This is a genomic window from Aquabacterium lacunae, assembly GCF_004310865.1.
GTDB lineage: Bacteria > Pseudomonadota > Gammaproteobacteria > Burkholderiales > Burkholderiaceae_C > Aquabacterium > Aquabacterium lacunae.
This window is the reverse complement of record NZ_SIXI01000001.1, coordinates 68,555-85,709: the sequence shown is the minus strand read 5'-3', so window position 1 is coordinate 85,709 and position 17,155 is coordinate 68,555. Positions and strand designations below refer to the sequence as shown.

At 65.4% G+C, this 17,155-nt stretch carries 14 protein-coding genes and 1 tRNA gene; 10 read left to right on the top strand and 5 right to left on the bottom strand.

Annotated elements, in window-relative coordinates; all coding sequences use genetic code 11:
* The first annotated feature begins 144 nt into the window (after nucleotides 1-144).
* From EYS42_RS00400 to dacB, 3 genes are all read left to right on the top strand, one after another.
* Nucleotides 145-909 carry a PEP-CTERM sorting domain-containing protein gene (locus tag EYS42_RS00400; RefSeq protein ID WP_165456587.1) on the top strand — a complete coding sequence of 255 codons (765 nt, stop codon included), beginning with the start codon at nucleotides 145-147 and terminating at the stop codon, nucleotides 907-909.
* Nucleotides 910-982: 73 nt separating this feature from the next.
* Nucleotides 983-1,056, top strand: a tRNA-Gly gene (locus tag EYS42_RS00395).
* A 45-nt stretch (nucleotides 1,057-1,101) separates the two neighbouring features.
* Nucleotides 1,102-2,544: a D-alanyl-D-alanine carboxypeptidase/D-alanyl-D-alanine endopeptidase gene (gene dacB, locus EYS42_RS00390; RefSeq protein WP_130965900.1), complete on the top strand. Its 1,443-nt coding sequence runs from the start codon at nucleotides 1,102-1,104 to the stop codon at nucleotides 2,542-2,544.
* A 38-nt stretch (nucleotides 2,545-2,582) separates the two neighbouring features.
* Here the strand turns inward: dacB and EYS42_RS00385 are convergent, their stop codons facing one another.
* On the bottom strand, nucleotides 2,583-4,079 hold the full coding sequence (locus EYS42_RS00385) for an NAD-dependent succinate-semialdehyde dehydrogenase (RefSeq protein ID WP_130965899.1): 1,497 nt from the start codon (nucleotides 4,077-4,079) through the stop codon (nucleotides 2,583-2,585).
* Between the two features lie 229 nt (nucleotides 4,080-4,308).
* On the opposite strand from EYS42_RS00385, the gene alaS reads away from it, so the two are divergent.
* From alaS to EYS42_RS00365, 4 genes are all read left to right on the top strand, one after another.
* Nucleotides 4,309-6,936 carry an alanine--tRNA ligase gene (alaS, locus tag EYS42_RS00380; protein WP_130965898.1) on the top strand — a complete coding sequence of 876 codons (2,628 nt, stop codon included), beginning with the start codon at nucleotides 4,309-4,311 and terminating at the stop codon, nucleotides 6,934-6,936.
* Between the two features lie 213 nt (nucleotides 6,937-7,149).
* Nucleotides 7,150-8,052, top strand: coding sequence for a metal-dependent hydrolase (locus EYS42_RS00375; RefSeq protein WP_130965897.1), 903 nt, complete (start codon nucleotides 7,150-7,152; stop codon nucleotides 8,050-8,052).
* A 238-nt stretch (nucleotides 8,053-8,290) separates the two neighbouring features.
* Nucleotides 8,291-9,184, top strand: a complete 894-nt coding sequence (locus EYS42_RS00370; RefSeq protein WP_165456586.1) for a metal-dependent hydrolase — start codon at nucleotides 8,291-8,293, stop codon at nucleotides 9,182-9,184.
* A 112-nt stretch (nucleotides 9,185-9,296) separates the two neighbouring features.
* On the top strand, nucleotides 9,297-10,334 hold the full coding sequence (locus EYS42_RS00365) for an AraC family transcriptional regulator (protein ID WP_165456585.1): 1,038 nt from the start codon (nucleotides 9,297-9,299) through the stop codon (nucleotides 10,332-10,334).
* A gap of 11 nt (nucleotides 10,335-10,345) precedes the next feature.
* Here EYS42_RS00365 and EYS42_RS00360 read toward each other — a convergent pair whose 3' ends face one another.
* Genes EYS42_RS00360 through EYS42_RS00350 form a run of 3 tightly spaced genes read right to left on the bottom strand, consistent with a single transcriptional unit; the run spans nucleotide 10,346 to nucleotide 13,290 of the window.
* Nucleotides 10,346-11,353, bottom strand: coding sequence for a cytochrome d ubiquinol oxidase subunit II (locus EYS42_RS00360; RefSeq protein WP_130965894.1), 1,008 nt, complete (start codon nucleotides 11,351-11,353; stop codon nucleotides 10,346-10,348).
* 5 nt (nucleotides 11,354-11,358) lie between these two features.
* Nucleotides 11,359-12,729, bottom strand: coding sequence for a cytochrome ubiquinol oxidase subunit I (locus EYS42_RS00355; protein ID WP_130965893.1), 1,371 nt, complete (start codon nucleotides 12,727-12,729; stop codon nucleotides 11,359-11,361).
* Between the two features lie 3 nt (nucleotides 12,730-12,732).
* A complete protein-coding gene (locus tag EYS42_RS00350) occupies nucleotides 12,733-13,290 on the bottom strand; it encodes a GbsR/MarR family transcriptional regulator (RefSeq protein WP_130965892.1) in 558 nt (185 codons plus the stop codon).
* Nucleotides 13,291-13,494: 204 nt separating this feature from the next.
* Between EYS42_RS00350 and coaBC the strand changes: the two genes are divergently transcribed.
* Both coaBC and dut read left to right on the top strand, forming a co-directional pair.
* On the top strand, nucleotides 13,495-14,724 hold the full coding sequence (gene coaBC, locus EYS42_RS00345) for a bifunctional phosphopantothenoylcysteine decarboxylase/phosphopantothenate--cysteine ligase CoaBC (protein WP_130965891.1): 1,230 nt from the start codon (nucleotides 13,495-13,497) through the stop codon (nucleotides 14,722-14,724).
* A gap of 25 nt (nucleotides 14,725-14,749) precedes the next feature.
* Nucleotides 14,750-15,199, top strand: coding sequence for a dUTP diphosphatase (gene dut / locus EYS42_RS00340; protein ID WP_130966486.1), 450 nt, complete (start codon nucleotides 14,750-14,752; stop codon nucleotides 15,197-15,199).
* An 85-nt stretch (nucleotides 15,200-15,284) separates the two neighbouring features.
* On the opposite strand, the gene EYS42_RS00335 is transcribed toward dut, so the two are convergent.
* Entirely contained in the window at nucleotides 15,285-15,827 is a 543-nt protein-coding gene (locus EYS42_RS00335) for an FKBP-type peptidyl-prolyl cis-trans isomerase (protein ID WP_130965890.1), read from the bottom strand.
* 181 nt (nucleotides 15,828-16,008) lie between these two features.
* On the opposite strand from EYS42_RS00335, the gene EYS42_RS00330 reads away from it, so the two are divergent.
* Nucleotides 16,009-17,115: a JmjC domain-containing protein gene (locus tag EYS42_RS00330; protein WP_245503486.1), complete on the top strand. Its 1,107-nt coding sequence runs from the start codon at nucleotides 16,009-16,011 to the stop codon at nucleotides 17,113-17,115.
* Nucleotides 17,116-17,155: the final 40 nt, after the last annotated feature.

Genomic DNA, 17,155 nt, shown 5'->3' with positions numbered 1-17,155 from the left:
CTGTGGGGGGTAACTGTCAATGTAAGACGGAACTCGTTCGATCTCAGGGCAAACGACAGGTCTGGCTTCGCGACTTTTTACACGCGCGTTGGCATCATGAAGCCCGGAGAGAAGCTTTTCCAACGAACCTGTGGAGTAGACAACGTGACCAAAACCTTCCTTCGCGCCTCCTTCGGCAGCATTGCGCTGGCCGGCATGGTGGTGGCAGGCAGCGCTCAGGCGCTGACCCTGAACACTGCCGGTGTCAAGGCCAATGCCTTGCTGACCCTGAACAACACAGCCGCCAGCAGCCTGAGTGCCAATGGCATTTCCATGCGTGCTCTGGGCAACGCCACCTCGGCAGGTACCAACGTTTTCAATCTGCCGATCACTTCGGCCGATCTGAAGGTGGGCCTGTTCAAGATCACCCCCCAAGGCGGTGATGCTGTGGGTTCCGCCCTGCAGCTGGTCAAGGGCAGCCGCAATGCTGTCATGGCCAACTTTGACGTGGTGTATGGCTCGGGCACTGGCACGGGCACCATCTCGGGTGACGTGATCATCAATGGCAACACCCAGAAAATGAGCCTGTTCACGTTCAAGGAACAAGCACCGCTGACGGCCAAGCTGTCGGGTCTGACCTTGACGCTGAATCAGAGCCTGGTGAACTTGAAGCTCACGTCTTCGGCCGCCAGCACCTTTGCTTCGGCCCTGAACCTGAGCTCGGCGGCCGCCACCACCCTGGCTGCCCTGGACTACGGCACGCTGAAGATGGACATCACGTCCACCAAGCGCACCCCGGTCTCGACCAAGGCTTTCACGGCTGCCAACCTGGTGCCCGAGCCCTCGACCTACGCCCTGATGGGTCTGGGTCTGGCCGGTGTGGCCCTGGTGGCCCGCCGCAAGCAGCAAGCTGAAAAGGCCGCTGCCTGATCGACGCCTGAAAGCGACGAACCAGCGGGCCTTCGGGCCCGTTGGTCTTTTTGCACCCTACAATCCGGGGTGTGCGGGTGTAGTTCAATGGTAGAACGCCAGCTTCCCAAGCTTGATACGTGGGTTCGATTCCCATCACCCGCTCCAAAATGCAAGGCCAACCAACCGGTTGGCCTTTTTCATGCCCGCACCATGGCCGTTCGCCTGAGCTTCTTCCGTCGCATGTTCCGCTGCCTGGCGGTGGCCTGGGCCGTGGGTGCCTGTGGGTTGGGGCAGGCGCACCCGGTGCTGGAGGGCTTTGCTCAGCTGGGTGTTTCGCCCGATCATGTGGCCTGGGTGGTCTGGCCCACAGACGCCGCTGAGCCGATCAGTCAGCACAACCCCCAGCAGAGCATGCCGATGGCCTCGGTGGCCAAGCTGGTGACCTCCATGGTGGCGCTCGACACGCTGGGGCCTCGACACCGCTGGCGCACGCGGGTGTACGCGCAGGGCGCACTGTACGACCGCACGCTGCACGGTGATCTGGTGCTGGTGGGCGGTGGAGACCCACGGCTGACTTCGGCTGAGTTGCGCACCTGGTTCGCCTCGCTGCAGGCCGCCGGGCTGCAGCGCATCCAGGGGCACATCGTGCTGCAGCGCGGGCTGTTCCAGTTGACCGAGCGCGACCACGAGGGCACGCCGACGCCGGCGTCTGATCGGCCGCATCACCAGTGGCCCGACGCCTTCACGGTCGACGAGGGCGTGCTTCAGGTGGAGGGTCAGCCGCAGGCTGACCGTGTGCTCTGGCAGATGCAGCCGCCGCTCGACGGCGTGGTGGTGCAGGACCTGACCCAGCGCAAGGCCGGTCGCTGTGGTGCATTGCGGCGGCCCTTGTCGATTCGCCTGGAGGAGGTGGACCGGCCCATTCGCGTGGTGGTGGAGGGCGACTGGGCGCCCGGGTGCGCCTTGCCCCGGCTGGGCCTGTCGACGCCCCCTGGCAGCCGTTTCGCCGCGCTGGCAGTGGCCGCAGCCTGGAAGGATGCGGGCGGCGTGCTCGATGGCCTGGTCGTTCAGCCGGCGCGCAGCTGGGAGCCCCCGGTGTGGGCCCCTGGCACACGCCCGCTGGACGAGTTCACCTCACCGCCCCTGCACCAGTGGTTGCGTGACATGAACAAGTGGAGCAACAACCTGATGGCCCGGCACCTGATGCTCGCCTGGAGCCCGGGTTTCCCGAATCAGCCGGCACGCATGGCCGCCGCGCGGCAGCGTTTTCAGGCCTGGGCGCGTCAACGGGGGCTGGGTTCGGCCGATCTGCAGCTCGACAATGGCTCGGGCCTGTCGAGGGGGGAGCGCGCCCGACCGATCGCCCTGGCCAGGTTGTTGCAAAAGGCCTGGAAAGGGCCGCACCGCCAGTTGCTGGTGGGCTCACTGCCCGTGGCGGGACAAGATGGCACGCTCAGTGGCCGGCTGACGGCGCTGAAAGGCCGCGCCCATCTGAAGACTGGCACCCTCAACGACGTGCGCTCGCTGGCCGGGTTCGTCAAGGGGCAGGGCGGCCGCACCTTCGTGGTGGTCGGCGTGGTGCAAGACCCTCAGGCGCCCAAGGCGGCAGCGGCCCTGGACGCGCTCATCGAGTGGACGGCGGCTCAGCCCTGAGTGCAGACACTCAGGGATCAGAGCTCAGGGCTCAGCTTTCAGCGGTCCAGCCCGGCCAGGCACAGGTACTTCTGCTCGACATAGTCTTCCAGGCCCGCCCGTGCGCCTTCGCGGCCGAGGCCAGATTGCTTCACGCCCCCGAAGGGCACTTCGCAGGTCGAGATCAGGCCGGTGTTGATGCCCACCATGCCGTATTCCAGGGCTTCGCCCACGCGGAAAATGCGGCCCACGTCGCGGCTGTAAAAGTAGCTGGCCAGGCCGAACTCGGTGTCGTTGGCCATGTCGATGGCGTCCTGTTCGGTGTGGAAGCGGAACACCGGTGCCACCGGCCCGAAGATTTCTTCGCGTGCCATGCGCATGGTGGTGTTCACGTTCGCCAGCACAGTGGGCTGGTAGAACGCCGACGGGCCACTGCCGACCACCGTGGCGCGTTGCCCCCCGCACAGCACCTTGGCGCCCTTGGCCAGGGCATCGGCCATCAGTTCCTCCACCTTGGCCAGGGCGTCGGCGTCGATCAGGGGGCCTTGCACCACACCGGCTTCAAAGCCATTGCCCACCTTCATGGCTGACACCTTGTCGGCCAGCTTCTGCACGAAGGCCTCGTACACGCCGTCCTGCACCAGCAGGCGGTTGGCGCACACGCAGGTCTGGCCCGCGTTGCGGTACTTGCTGATCAGGGCGCCTTCCACGGCCGCGTCCAGGTCGGCGTCGTCGAACACGATGAAGGGCGCGTTGCCGCCCAGCTCCAGCGACAGCTTCTTGACCGTGGGGGCACACTGCTTCATCAGGATGCGGCCCACCTCGGTCGAACCGGTGAACGACAGGTGGCGCACCGTGTCGCTGCCGCACAGCACCTGACCCACCTCGATCGAGCGCTGGCCATCGGCCGTGAGGATGTTCAGCACACCGGCGGGCATGCCCGCCCGCTGGGCCAGTTCGGCCACAGCCAGGGCCGACAGGGGGGTGGCCTCGGCAGGCTTGATGACCACGGGGCAGCCGGCCGCCAGGGCTGGCGCCACCTTGCGCGTGATCATGGCAATCGGAAAGTTCCAGGGCGTGATGGCGGCACACACGCCGATGGGCTGCTTGATGACGAGAAAACGCTTGCTGGGGTCGGTGCTGGGCACGGTTTCGCCATAGATGCGGCGAGACTCTTCTGCGAACCACTCGATGAAGCTGGCGCCGTAGGCCACTTCACCCTTGGCCTCGGCCAGGGGTTTGCCTTGCTCGGCGGTCATGATGCGGGCCAGGTCGTCGGCGTGCTGGTGCAGCAGGTGGAACCACTTCATCAGGATGCCGGCGCGTGCCTTGGCCGTCAGGGCCTTCCACGTCGGCCAGGCTTGCGCGGCGGCTGCGATGGCCTGCTCGGTGTGGGCGGCCCCCAGGTTCGGCACCTGGGCCAGCACCTGCCCGGTGGCCGGGTCGGTCACGTCGAAGCGCTCGGCCGCATCCACCCATTGCCCGTTGATCAGGGCCTGGGTCTTGAGCAGGGTGGGGTCTTGCAGGGCGGCCAGGGGCGAGTTCAGCGGGGTCATGTCATCCTCGGGGTGTGGTCGGTCTCACGGGGGCAAACGAGGCCCCTTCAACTGGCCATGATAGGGCAGCGAAAACCTATAATTGTTGGTTATGCCTGATGCGCCTGCATGAACGCTGTGCGCTGTCTTCTGCTAACGCGGCCGCGGTCTGACCCGGCCAGTGCAGCAGGGCAGGGCACCGAACACGCCATCGAACAACGTCACGGAATCGATCCACGAGAGCCGCCCCATGAAAGCAGCAGAGATCCGCAAGACCTTCCTGGAATACTTCCAGTCCAAGGGCCACACCATCGTCGCCTCCAGCCCGGTGGTGCCCGGCGACGACCCCACGCTGCTGTTCACCAACGCGGGCATGAACCAGTTCAAGGACGTGTTCCTGGGCTTTGACAAGCGCCCCTACAGCCGCGCCACCACCTCGCAGAAGTGCATCCGCGCGGGCGGCAAGCACAACGACCTGGACAACGTGGGCTACACCGCACGTCACCACACCTTCTTCGAGATGCTGGGCAACTTCTCGTTCGGTGATTACTTCAAGCATGACGCCATCAGCTACGCCTGGGAGCTGCTGACCACCCAGTTCAAGCTACCCAAGGAAAAGCTGTGGGTCACCGTCTACTCGGAAGACGACGAGGCCTACGAGATCTGGAACAAGGTGGTGGGCGTGCCTGCCGAGCGCATCGTGCGCATCGGTGACAACAAGGGTGGCCGCTACATGTCCGACAACTTCTGGATGATGGGCGACACCGGCCCTTGCGGCCCCTGCACCGAGATCTTCTACGACCACGGCCCCGAGATCGCTGGCGGCCCTCCGGGCAGCCCCGATGAAGACGGCGACCGCTACATCGAGATCTGGAACAACGTCTTCATGCAGTTCAACCGCACCGAAGACGGCGTGATGCACCCGCTGCCCAAGCCTTCGGTCGACACCGGCATGGGCCTGGAGCGCATTGCCACGGTGCTGCAGGGCAAGCACAGCAACTACGAGATCGACCTGTTTCAGAACCTGCTGGCGGCCGCCCGCTCGGCTGTCACGGCTTCCGGTGGCGAAGGCTTCGACGCCAACAGCCCCTCGCTGAAGGTGATCGCCGACCACATCCGCGCCTGCTCGTTCACGGTGGCCGACGGCGTGATCCCCAGCAACGAAGGCCGGGGCTACGTGCTGCGCCGCATCACCCGCCGCGCCATCCGCCACGGCTACAAGCTGGGTGCCCGCACCCCCTTCTTCCACAAGCTGGTCGCGGCCCTGACTGCCGAGATGGGCGAGGCCTACCCCGAGCTGCGCGCCAATGAAAAGCGCATCACCGAGGTGCTCAAGACCGAAGAAGAACGCTTCTTCCAGACCATTGCCAACGGCATGGAGATCCTGGAAGGCGCGCTGGCCACGGGTGCCAAGGTCATCGATGGCGAAACCGCCTTCAAGCTGCACGACACGTATGGCTTCCCGGTCGACCTGACCGCCGACGTGTGCCGCGAGCGTGACGTCACCGTCGACCAGGACGGCTTTGACGCCGCCATGGCTCGCCAGCGTGAGCAGGCCCGTGCCGCCGGCAAGTTCAAGATGGCCGCTGGCCTCGAATACAGCGGCGTGGCCACCGGCTTCCACGGCTACGAGCACCTGACGGTGGACGCGGCCAACGTGACCGCCATCTATGTCGATGGCGCCTCGGTGCAGCAGGCCAATGCGGGTGACGACGCCGTGATCGTGCTGGACCACACCCCGTTCTACGCCGAAAGCGGCGGCCAGTGCGGCGATGCCGGTGAACTGCGCAATGGCACCAGCCGCTTCGTGGTGGAAGACACCCTGAAGATTCAGGCCGATGTGTTCGGTCACCATGGCCGTGTGGTCGAAGGGGGCATCCGCGTGGGCGACAAGATCAATGCCAAGGTCGATGCCGACCTGCGCGCCCGCACCGTGCGCAACCACAGCGCCACCCACCTCATGCACAAGGCCTTGCGCGAAGTGCTGGGCGACCATGTGCAGCAAAAGGGCTCGCAGGTCACGCCCGACCGCACCCGTTTCGACTTCTCGCACGGCCAGCCCGTGACCGACGACGAGATCCGCCAGATCGAAGCCCTGGTCAATGCCGAAGTGCTGGCCAACGCCGACGCTTCGGCCCAGGTCATGGCCCTGGAAGACGCCCAGAAGACGGGTGCCATGATGCTGTTCGGCGAGAAGTACGCCGACACCGTGCGAGTGCTGACCATCGGCTCCAGCAAGGAGTTGTGCGGCGGCACCCACGTCAAGCGCACGGGTGACATCGGCCTGTTCAAGATCGTGGCCGAAGGTGGTGTGGCCGCCGGCGTGCGCCGCATCGAAGCCATCACCGGTGCCGATGCACTGGCCTACACCCAGAAGCTGGAAGGTACCGTGAATGGCCTGGCCGCGCTGCTCAAGGCCACTCCGCACGACGTGCCGGCCCGCGTGGCCGCAGCACAAGACCAGATCCGTGCGCTGGAAAAGGAAATTGCCGCGCTCAAGGGCAAGCTGGCGTCCAGCCAGGGCGACGAACTGGTGGCGCAGGCTGCCGATGTCAAGGGCATCAAGGTGCTGGCCGCCGTGCTGGAAGGTGCCGATGCGGCCACGCTGCGCACCACCATGGACCAGCTCAAGAACAAGCTCAAGACCGCGGCCATCGTGCTGGCGGCGGTGGATGGTGGCAAGGTGCAGCTGGCCGCCGGCGTGACGGCCGACACCACGGCCAAGGTCAAGGCCGGCGAGCTGGTGAATTTCGTGGCTCAGCAGGTGGGTGGCAAGGGTGGTGGCAAGCCCGACATGGCCATGGCCGGCGGTACCGACGCTGCGGCGCTGCCTCAGGCCCTGGCGGGCGTGCAGGCCTGGGTGGCCGAGCGCCTGTGACGCGCACGAACCCCTGACACCCTTGCTGAACAGGCCCTTTCGGGCCTGTTTCTGTTTTGGGGTGCCTGAGTGTGTGACCTTTGTCACGAGGGTGTCCAGGGGCTTGCCCCAGGGTGTCGGCCACGAATCCCTCGCTGTCACCCATGATCCTGTTTCAGGTGCTTGACGACCGATACATTGACATGCATCAACAGAGATAACGAGGTGACACCGATGTCTGCTACCCAGTCGAACGAAAAGGCCCCAGCCGTGCACCCCATCGTGCCGCGCCTGAAGCTGCAGTTTCAGCTCGACCACCCCGACATCCCGACCTACTGGATGGGGGGGGACCCGTTCAAGTCGCGCTTCTGGGACGCGCTGTCCTTGATCTTCCCGCCTGGCGAGAAGTACTTCATGAACTGCGTGCGTGACTTCAAGGACCGCATCGACGACCCCAAGCTGCTGCAGGACATCAAGGACTTCAACCTCCAGGAAGCCCAGCACAGCATGGTGCACCGTCAGGACAATGACCGCCTGCGCCGCCAGGGCGTTGACGTGGACAAGCACACGCAGTTCGTTGAGGACCTGATGAACAAGCACTATCGCGTGAAGTATTCCAAGGAGTACAACATCGCGGTGACCTCGGCGCTCGAGCACTTCACTTCCATCATCGCCCACACGCTGTTCGACAAGCGTGATGTCATGAAGGAAGCGGACCCCCGCGTGCGCGCCATGTATTCGTGGCACGCCATCGAAGAGGTCGAGCACAAGGGTGTGGCCTATGACGTGATGGAAGATTACGCCAAGGTGGGTTACTGGATGCGCGTGGCGGCCCTGTTCCACGCCACCTTCATGTTCCCGGCCATCATCTTCAAGATCCATCGCGAACTGCTCAAGCACGACGGGTTCAACTTCTTCCAGCGTGCCAAGCTGTTCGCCGGCGGCCTCTGGTGGATGTTCAAGCCGGGTGGCCTGCTGCAACCCATGGCCAAGGCCTACTGGCTGTACTACAAGCCGGGCTACCACCCCTGGCAGGAAACCGAACAGCCCGGCTACGAGCAGTGGCTGGCGGCTTTCAATGCCAGCGGTGACCCGGTCAAGGCCAGCGAGCAGACCCGTACCGCCCTGGCCCTCTGATAGCCGTGCGGCGTCAACAGCTTCGGTTGCACGGTTGACGCCCTTTGGGGTTCAACCGCCAAAGCCCTCTTCGGAGGGCTTTTTCTTTTGGGGTGCCGCATTTGATCAGGGTCAACCTGAGGGGCCAATGTCGTGTCTGAAACCCTGGGTGTCATTTCCCATCCTGTCAGAAGGGGTAACGATTTCGTACAGTGAATGCCACAGGTTCACACACCAGAACAATCTGGAGACACACGCCATGACCCAGTACCACGCTGCCCATCCCATCGTCCCGCGCGAGCGCCTGGACTTCCATCTCGGAGACGCCGACATCCCCAAATACTGGTTCGGTGGCGACGCCTACAAGACCCGCCTGTTCGACGCCCTGTCGCTGATCTTCCCGCCGGGCGAGAAGTTCTTCATGACCTGCGTGCGAGATTACCGCGACCAGATCACCGACCCCAAGCTGCTGGATGAAATCAAGGGCTTCAACCGCCAGGAAGCCCAGCACAGCATGGTGCACAACCAGTACAACGACCGCCTGCGCACCCAGGGCATCGATGTCGATCGTCTGATGGGCTGGCTGGAAGACCTGCTGTTCAACAAGTACCGCAACAAGCGCAGCCGCGCCTACACCCTGGCCATCACTTGCGGCCTGGAGCACTTCACCTCGATCGGCGCCCATTCGCTGTTCGACAAGCGCGATGTGCTGAAGGAGGCCGACCCCCGCGTGCGGGCCATGTACGCCTGGCACGCCATCGAGGAAGTTGAGCACAAGGGCGTGGCCTACGACGTCATGATCGACTATGCCAAGGTGGGCAACTTCACGCGCATCCTGGCCATGCTGGAGACCAGCCTGATCTTCCCGATCGTGATTCACCACTTCTGCGACGAGCTGCTGAAGGCCGATGGTTTCAGCTGGTGGGAGCGCCGCAAGATGCACGTCAAGGGTTTCTGGTGGGCCTTCAAGCCGGGTGGCCTGGTGGCGCCGATGATCAAGGCTTACTTCCCGTACTACCGGATGGACTTCCACCCCTGGCAGGAGACCGATCAGCCAGGTTATGACGAGTGGCTGGCCGGTTTCAACAAGAACCGCGACCCCATCGAGGCCAGCGAGCACATGCGCGCCTTGCTGGGCGCAGTCGCGCGTTGATCCCGACAAACTGACAATTCGGGGCGCGTCTGCCCGGATAGTTGGTTAGACTTCGGCACACTCCGCTCGGGTGTGCCGATTTTCTTTCATGCGTATACCGATTCCACCAGCCATGCTTGAGGCCCTGGGCATCAAGCCGATTCCGCTGTTCATGCTGTCCAGCTGGATCAAGGCGGCCGCCAAATGCGGGTTCAACGTGCAGCCTCTGTTCAAGGAGGCGGGCATCAAGATCGACCTGATCCGTCTGGAAGATGCACGGGTGTCACCGTTGCAATTGATCTCCGTGCTGGAGCAGTGCGTGGCCATGTCGCCCGACCGCTACTTCCCGCTGGTGCTGGGCGACACCTTCGCGTTCGAGTCGCTGCCGGAGTTCGAAACCCTGCTGACCACCAGCCCCACGCTGCGCGATGCGTTGAAAGTGGCCGATCTGGCGCGTCGCGTGGTACTGCCCTGGATCACCATCGAGCTGATCGAAGAGGGCGACCTGGCCAAGGTGAAGGTGGGCTTTGATGTGCCCATCCCGAACATCCATGTCTTTGGTTTGCCGTTGCACATGGTGTCTGAGGGCATCATGGCGTCGATCCGCAAGTTCGGGCGCAACCTGCAAGGCACCGACGACGGATTTGTGGGGGTCGAACTGCGCAGCGGGCCAGGCAAGTTCTCGGCGCAGATCGAGCAGTTCTTCGAGCGGCCGATCACCTTCAATGCGCCGTTCGATGCACTGGTGTTCGAGCGCCGCATTCTCGACCTGCCCTTGGAAGGCGCCTTCCCGGCCCTGCACGAGCAAGCCCATTTCCTGGCTGCACAGCGACTGGGCAAGGAGGCCAAGCGTCAGGGCGTGGCCGCCGAGATCGAAGACCTGATCCTGCGTGAGCCCGACCTGCTGGCCGTGGGCATCGAAGACATGGCCGACAAGCTCAACCTGCATGCCCGCACCTTGCAGCGTCGCCTGAAAGACGAGGGCGACACCTACCTGCATGTGCAGGCCCGCATGCGCCACCGCCTGGCCTGTCAGTGGCTGCGCCAGGGCAGTGTCTCGATCGACGACATCAGCGCGCGCCTGGGCTTTTCCGATCGCCGCGCCTTCACGGCAGCCTTCAAGCGCTGGGAGGGCACCACGCCCAAGGCGTGGCGCGAATCACAGGCCTGACGCACGGCCGGTCAGCCGTACCGCAGTTCGGTGGTCTTGCCACCGAACACGCGGTACACGAACACGGTGTAGCCGGCGATGGTGGGCAACACCAGCAGCGCCCCCACCGCAATGAACTTCAGCGATTCGGTGGCGCTGGCCACCTCCCACATCGTGTAGCGGTCGAGCACCACGTACGGGTACAGGCTGAAGGCCAGACCGAAGCCACCCAGCACCAGCACGCACAGTGCCAGCAGCATGGGCATCCAGCACAGCTTGCCTTGGGGGCCTGCCACGCGGTGCGAATTCAGCAAGCCGCGCAACGCCACCAGCGCCAGACCCGTGGCCAGCGGAATGGGCAGCAGGGCCAGCAGGTTGGGCATGCTGAACCAGCGTTCGCGCACGGTGTCGCTCACCAGAGGCGTGGCCACCGACACCAGCGCCAGGGCCAGCACCAGGCCTGGCCAGGCTGCCTTGGCCCAGGCCACGGCGCGCTGTTGCAACGCGCCTTCGGTGCGCAGGATCAGCCAGCAGGCGCCCAGCAGCACATAGGCGGCGGGCAAGGCCAGCATCACCCAGGCTGAAAACGCGTAGGCTGGCGGCGTTTCGGCCAGCCCGGTCACGAAGCGGCCCAGCATCCAGCCCTGGGCCAGCGAGGTGATCAGCGAGCCCGCGAAGAAGGCGAAATTCCACAGCGGCTTGTGCTGGGCCTGGGCCTTGACGCGGAAGTCGAAAGCCACGCCACGCAAGATCAGGCCCATCAGCATCACGGCCACCGGCAGGTACAGGGCGCCCAGGATGACCCCATGGGCCTTCGGGAAGGCGATCAGCAGCAGGCCCACACCCATCACCAGCCAGGTTTCGTTGGCGTCCCAGAACGGGCCGATGGACGCGACCATGTGGTCCTTGTGGGTGTCGGTGCGAGCCAGGGGCAGCAGCATGCCCACGCCCAGGTCGTAGCCGTCCAGGGCCACGTAGGCCAGCATGGCCACGCCCATCAGCAGCCAGAACAGCAGAGGCAAGAAGGTGTCGAGTGTCATGGTGTTCATTGACCTTGCAGTGCCGCCTGGCCGGGCAGGGCAGCGGGCGCATCGGAGGTGTCGAGCGGCTTGGTGGCCATGTAGCGCAACACCCGCATGTAGGCCACCAACAGCCCGCCATAGACCACGGCATAGCCCAGCAGCGTCCAGGCCACATGGGCCGCTGGCGTGGTGGTGACCACGTCTGCCGTGCGGATCAGGCCTTGCACCACATAAGGCTGTCGGCCGATTTCGGTCACGTACCAGCCCGCCACCGTGGCCACCCAGCCGGAAAAGGTCATGGCGCTGAGCAGGGGCCACAGCCAGGGCTGGCTGATCTGGCCAGCCTGCCACCGGGCGCGCCGCAGCAGCCACACAGCGGTCCAGGAGGTCAGCAGCATCAGCACGCCCATGCCCACCATGATGCGAAAGCCGAAAAACACAGGCTTGACCGGCGGGTGTGCGCCCTTGAACTCGTTGAGGCCCTTGATCTCGCCGTCGGGTGTGTGGGTCAGGATCAGGCTGGCCAGCTTGGGGATGCCGATGGCCCAGTCGTGGCGGCCTTCGGCTTCGTTGGGCCAGGCCAGCAGCAGCAGGGGCGCGCCACGTTCGGTCTCGAACACGCCCTCCATGGCCGCGATCTTGGCGGGTTGGTGCTTCAGCGTGTTCAAGCCATGCATGTCGCCCGCCACGATCTGCAGCGGGATCAGCATGGCGGCCAGGGTCACCCCCACGCGCAACACCTTGGCTGTGCCTGCATGGGCATGACCACGCCACAGCTGCCAGGCGGCCAGCCCGGCCATCAGGAAGGCCACGGTCAGGCCCGAGGCCAGCAGCATGTGCGCCAGCCGGTAGGGGAAGCTGGGGTTGAACACAATGGCCCACCAGTCGGCCGCGTGCAGCACGCCGTTGATCTCGACATGGCCTTGCGGGGTCTGCATCCACGAATTCAGGGTCAGGATCCAGAAGGCGCTCATGGTGGTGCCGAAGGCCACCAGGAAGTTGGCCACCAGGTGGGTGCGCTCGCTGACGCGCCCGTGGCCGAACAGCATCACGCCCAGGAAGGTGGCCTCCAGGAAGAAGGCCGTCAGCACTTCGTAGCCCAGCAAGGGCCCGGCGATGTTGCCTGCGCGCTCCATGAAGCCCGGCCAGTTGGTGCCGAACTGGAAGCTCATGGTCACGCCACTGACCACGCCCAGTGCGAAGGTGAGGGCGAACACCTTGGTCCACCAGCGCCACACACCCAGCCAGGCGCGGTCGCCCGTGCGCAGCCAGCGCCAGCGCATGAACAGCAGCACCCAGCCCAGCGCGATGCTGATGGTGGGAAACAGGATGTGGAAGGTGATGTTCAGCGCAAACTGAATGCGCGACAGCAGCAGGGTGTCGAAGGTGTCCATGGCTCAGCCCTCCCGACCCACCACCTTGAGCTTGCTGGCGTAATCCAGCAGCTTGCCCACCTTGGCCCCCATCTTCATCAGGCTGGCCAGGGTGGCCGGGTCCATGCGGTTGACTTCGTTGTGCCAGGTCAGCAGCAGCTCGATCAGGTCGTGCATGCCCTGCATCCGTTCCTGGGCAATGCGGTCGTCGTCGGTGCCGGCGGGCTCCAGCAGGGCGTTGCGCAGCATGGTCAATGTGGGCTCGACTTCACGACGGCGGCGTTCTTCGGCCAGGGTGCGGAAGATCTCCCAGGGGTCGGTGGGCGCGTCGAAGTATTCGCGGCGGTCGCCTGGCTGGTGCTGCATGCGCACCAGGCGCCAGGCCTGCAGCTCTTTGAGGCCCATGCTCACGTTCGAGCGGCTGAACTCCAGCGCTTCAGCGATCTCGTCGGCGTTCACCGGGCGCGGTGACAGGTAGATCAGGGCATAAATCTGGCCCACGGTGCGGTTGATGCCCCAGCGGCTGCCCATTTCGCCGAAGTGGGAAACGAAACCGCGGACCAGGGGGGAGAGGGTGCTCATGGCGTGCCTTGCGTTGCAGTGCGGTGGTGTGTCTTTGCTCGGTGTCAAGTTTATGCTGAAGTTTCAGTAATTACTGAAAACTGAAAAAGACACCGTTGTCGACAGGCCTTTGCGTGCCACAGGCGGGTCGTCCATCGGGCCGGGGGCCGTTGGTCACGCACCTGGCGTGAGGCGGCCAGCCCAGCCAGTGCTAGAGTCCCGCCCATGTCTGAACGCCAAGATCTCCTGGGCCGGCGCATCGTGCTGGGCCTGTCGGGCGGTATCGCCTGCTACAAGTCGGCCGAACTCGTGCGACTGCTCACCCGGCATGGCGCCGAAGTGCGCGTGGTCATGACCGAAGCGGCCGAAGCCTTCATCACGGCCGTGACGATGCAGGCCTTGTCCGGCCAGCCGGTGGTGACCAGCCAGTGGGATGCCCGCGAACCCAACAACATGGCCCACATCAACCTGGGCCGATGGGCCGAGCTGGTGCTGCTGGCGCCGGCCAGTGCCGACTTCATCGCCCAGCTGGTGCAGGGCAGGGCAGGTGACCTGCTGAGCCTGCTGTGCCTGGCGCGCCCGCGTGACACCGCGCCCTTGCTGGTGGCCCCGGCCATGAACCGCGAAATGTGGTCGCACCCGGCCACCCAGCGCAATGTGGCCCAACTGCAGGCCGACGGCGCCCAGTTGCTGGGCCCGGGGCATGGCGACCAGGCCTGTGGCGAGTTCGGTGACGGCCGCATGTTGGAGGCCGCTGAACTGCTCGACGAGGTCGTGGCCTTCTTCCAGCCCAAGGTGCTCCAAGGCCGCAAGCTGCTGATCACGGCCGGCCCCACTTTCGAGCCGATCGACCCCGTGCGCGGCATCACCAACCACTCCAGCGGCAAGATGGGCTTTGCCATGGCCCGCGCCGCGGCCGAAGCGGGCGCCGAGGTCACGCTGGTGGCCGGGCCCGTGCACCTGCCCACGCCGCGTGGCGTGCGCCGCGTGAACGTGACCACCGCGCAGCAGATGTTCGACGCCGTGCTGCCCCAGGCGGCTGCGCACGATGTGTTCGTGGCCACGGCCGCGGTGGCCGACTGGCGCCCGGCCAGCCTCAGCGCGCAGAAGATCAAGAAAGAGGGTGACAAGAAAGCCACGCCCACCTTCGAGCTGACCGAGAACCCCGACATCCTGGCCGCGGTGGCCGGTTTGCCCCAGCCACCGTTCTGCGTGGGCTTCGCGGCCGAGAGCGAGAACCTGCTGGAACACGCCCGCAGCAAGCTGGTGCGCAAGAAGCTGCCCATGATCGTGGGCAACCTGGGCCCGGCCACCTTCGGCAAGGACGACAACGCCCTGCTGGTGATCGACGCCCAGCGCCACTACCCCCTGCCAGCCGATGGCAGCAGCGCCGACAAGCTCACGCTGGCCCGCCAGCTGATGGCCGACCTGGCGCAGCGCCTGTCTTCAATCTGAGTACCCCAGACCGCCCATGCCCCGCATCACCGTTGACCTGAAGATCCTCGACCCCCGCATGGCCGACCAGCTGCCAGCCTACGGCACGCCGGGCAGCGCTGGCCTGGACCTGCGCGCCTGCGTGGACGCGCCCCTGGTGCTGCAACCGGGCCAGGCCCAGCTCATCCCCACAGGGTTGTCGCTGCACCTGGCCGACCCCGGGCTGGCGGCCATGATCCTGCCGCGCTCGGGCCTGGGCCACAAGCATGGCATCGTCATGGGCAACCTGGTGGGCCTGATCGATTCCGACTACCAGGGCCCGCTGATGGTCAGCTGCTGGAACCGTGGCCAGGAAGCCTTCACCATTCAGCCCATGGACCGCATCGCGCAGCTGATCATCGTGCCTGTGGTGCAGGCTGATTTCCGCGTGGTGTCCGATTTCGGCGCGGCCACCCAGCGCGGTGAAGGCGGCTTTGGCTCCACCGGCAAGGGCTGATTGACGCCGCCGAAGGAAGGCACCTCGGCATGAAAAAGGCGCACCTCGGTGCGCCTTGCTGTTTCAGATGGGCCGCCTTGGAGACTCAGTGCAGCGTGGCACCCGGCGGCACGTCTTCGTCGGCGCCATCGCGGTCCATGGCCAGCGAGAAGATCGACTGGGCCACCGAGCCCTGCGCGATCTCTTCTTCGGTGGCTTCGCGCACGTCGGCCACACGCACCGAAATCTTCAGGGCGATGCCGGCCAGCGGGTGGTTGCCATCGAGCACCACGTGCGTGTCGTACACCTCGGTGACCGTGTAGATCACGTCGGGCGGCATGTCGGGCGTGGTCGAGCCCTTGGGCGGGCCTTCGAACTGCATGCCTTCTTCCACGTTGTCCGGGAAGATGTCGATGGCCTCGAAAAACACCAGCGCGCTGTCGTAGTCACCGAACGCGTGTTCGGGCTCCAGGAACAGCTCGGCCTCATGGCCGGTGGTCTGGCCTTCCAGGGCCTCTTCGACCTTGCCCAGCAGGTCTTCGCCGCCGTAGAAAAACTCGGTCGGCTCCATCAGTTCATCGATGAGCACTCCTTGAGCGTCCTCAAGACGCCACGTCAGGCTCACCACACAGGGGTTGCGAATGTCCATGCCCGAATCATCTCACGGCGACAATGGCGGCTGCGAACAACCCGACCTTCCAGAAAGCCATCTCGAGATGAGCACCACCCCGCGCCGATCCGTTCCAACCGCCCGAAGCACCGCCGCCACTGCGCAAGACCCCTTGCAACAGCCCACCGAACTGCTGGGGGGCTTGTCGCCCGCGGCCTTCATGAAGCGCCACTGGCAGAAAAAGCCTTTGCTGATCCGTCAGGCCGTGCCGGGGGTGAAGCCGCCCATCGACCGCAAGGCCCTGTTCGACCTGGCGGGGCGCGACGATGTGGAGTCTCGGCTGATCGTGCAGGCGGCTGGCCCAGGTGCGGGCCAGGGTGTGGCCAAAGGCAAGGCCACGGCCGACTGGCGCCTCAAGCATGGCCCGCTGGCCCGCCGGAGCCTGCCGCCCATGACCCAGCCGAACTGGACGCTGCTGGTGCAGGGGCTGGACCTGCACGTGCCAGCGGCCCATGAACTGCTGAGCCGCTTCCGTTTCGTGCCCGACGCACGCCTGGACGACCTCATGATCTCGTACGCCACCGACGGCGGCGGCGTGGGCCCCCATTTCGATTCGTACGACGTGTTCCTGCTTCAGGTGCATGGCCAGCGCAAGTGGCGCATCGGCCGCCTGAAGGACGACACCCTGGTGCCCCGCAAGCCGCTCAAGATCCTGCAGAACTTCGAGTGCGAACAGGAGTGGGTGCTGGAGCCGGGCGACATGTTGTACCTGCCTCCTCGGTGGGCGCACGACGGCATCGCCCAGGGCGAGTGCATGACCTGCTCGATCGGCTTTCGGGTGCCCGAAGCCCATGGCCTGGCGGCCGAGCTGCTGGTGCGCATTGCCGAAGGCCTGGACACCGACCAGCGTAGCCTGTACAAAGACCCGCAACAACCCGCCACCGCCGAACCCGGCCGCATGCCGGCCGATCTGCAGGCCTTCGCGGCCGACGCCGTGGCCCGAGCCCTGAAAGACCCGGCCCAGGTGCTGGCGGCGCTGGGCGAGGTCATGACCGAACCCAAGCCCAAGGTGTGGTTCGACATCGCCGACGTGCTGCCTGAAGGGGCTGGGTTGGTGCTGCACCCGGCCACACGCATGATGTACGACGACCATCGCATTTACTGCAACGGCGAGTCGTGGCGCGCCGCCGGCGCCGACGCCCGTTTGCTGCGTCGCCTGGCCGATCAACGCGCCCTGAGCGCTGCCGACGTGGCCAGGGCCAGCACGGCCGTGCGTGACCTGCTGGACCAGTTCTGTGAAGATGGCTGGGTGTTGCCCAGCGCGTGACACCTTGTATGGCCATGCCCGGCCCACCGATTCAGGAGTG

Bases quoted from the DNA above. Each gene is read 5' to 3' on its own strand.
- dacB (WP_130965900.1), top strand. From the start codon at position 1,102: ATGGCCGTTCGCCTGAGCTTCTTCCGTCGCATGTTCCGCTGCCTGGCG.
- EYS42_RS00385 (WP_130965899.1), bottom strand. From the start codon at position 4,079: ATGACCCCGCTGAACTCGCCCCTGGCCGCCCTGCAAGACCCCACCCTG.
- alaS (WP_130965898.1), top strand. From the start codon at position 4,309: ATGAAAGCAGCAGAGATCCGCAAGACCTTCCTGGAATACTTCCAGTCC.
- EYS42_RS00375 (WP_130965897.1), top strand. From the start codon at position 7,150: ATGTCTGCTACCCAGTCGAACGAAAAGGCCCCAGCCGTGCACCCCATC.
- EYS42_RS00370 (WP_165456586.1), top strand. From the start codon at position 8,291: ATGACCCAGTACCACGCTGCCCATCCCATCGTCCCGCGCGAGCGCCTG.
- EYS42_RS00365 (WP_165456585.1), top strand. From the start codon at position 9,297: ATGCTTGAGGCCCTGGGCATCAAGCCGATTCCGCTGTTCATGCTGTCC.
- EYS42_RS00360 (WP_130965894.1), bottom strand. From the start codon at position 11,353: ATGACACTCGACACCTTCTTGCCTCTGCTGTTCTGGCTGCTGATGGGC.
- EYS42_RS00355 (WP_130965893.1), bottom strand. From the start codon at position 12,729: ATGGACACCTTCGACACCCTGCTGCTGTCGCGCATTCAGTTTGCGCTG.
- EYS42_RS00350 (WP_130965892.1), bottom strand. From the start codon at position 13,290: ATGAGCACCCTCTCCCCCCTGGTCCGCGGTTTCGTTTCCCACTTCGGC.
- coaBC (WP_130965891.1), top strand. From the start codon at position 13,495: ATGTCTGAACGCCAAGATCTCCTGGGCCGGCGCATCGTGCTGGGCCTG.
- EYS42_RS00335 (WP_130965890.1), bottom strand. From the start codon at position 15,827: ATGGACATTCGCAACCCCTGTGTGGTGAGCCTGACGTGGCGTCTTGAG.
- EYS42_RS00330 (WP_245503486.1), top strand. From the start codon at position 16,009: ATGAAGCGCCACTGGCAGAAAAAGCCTTTGCTGATCCGTCAGGCCGTG.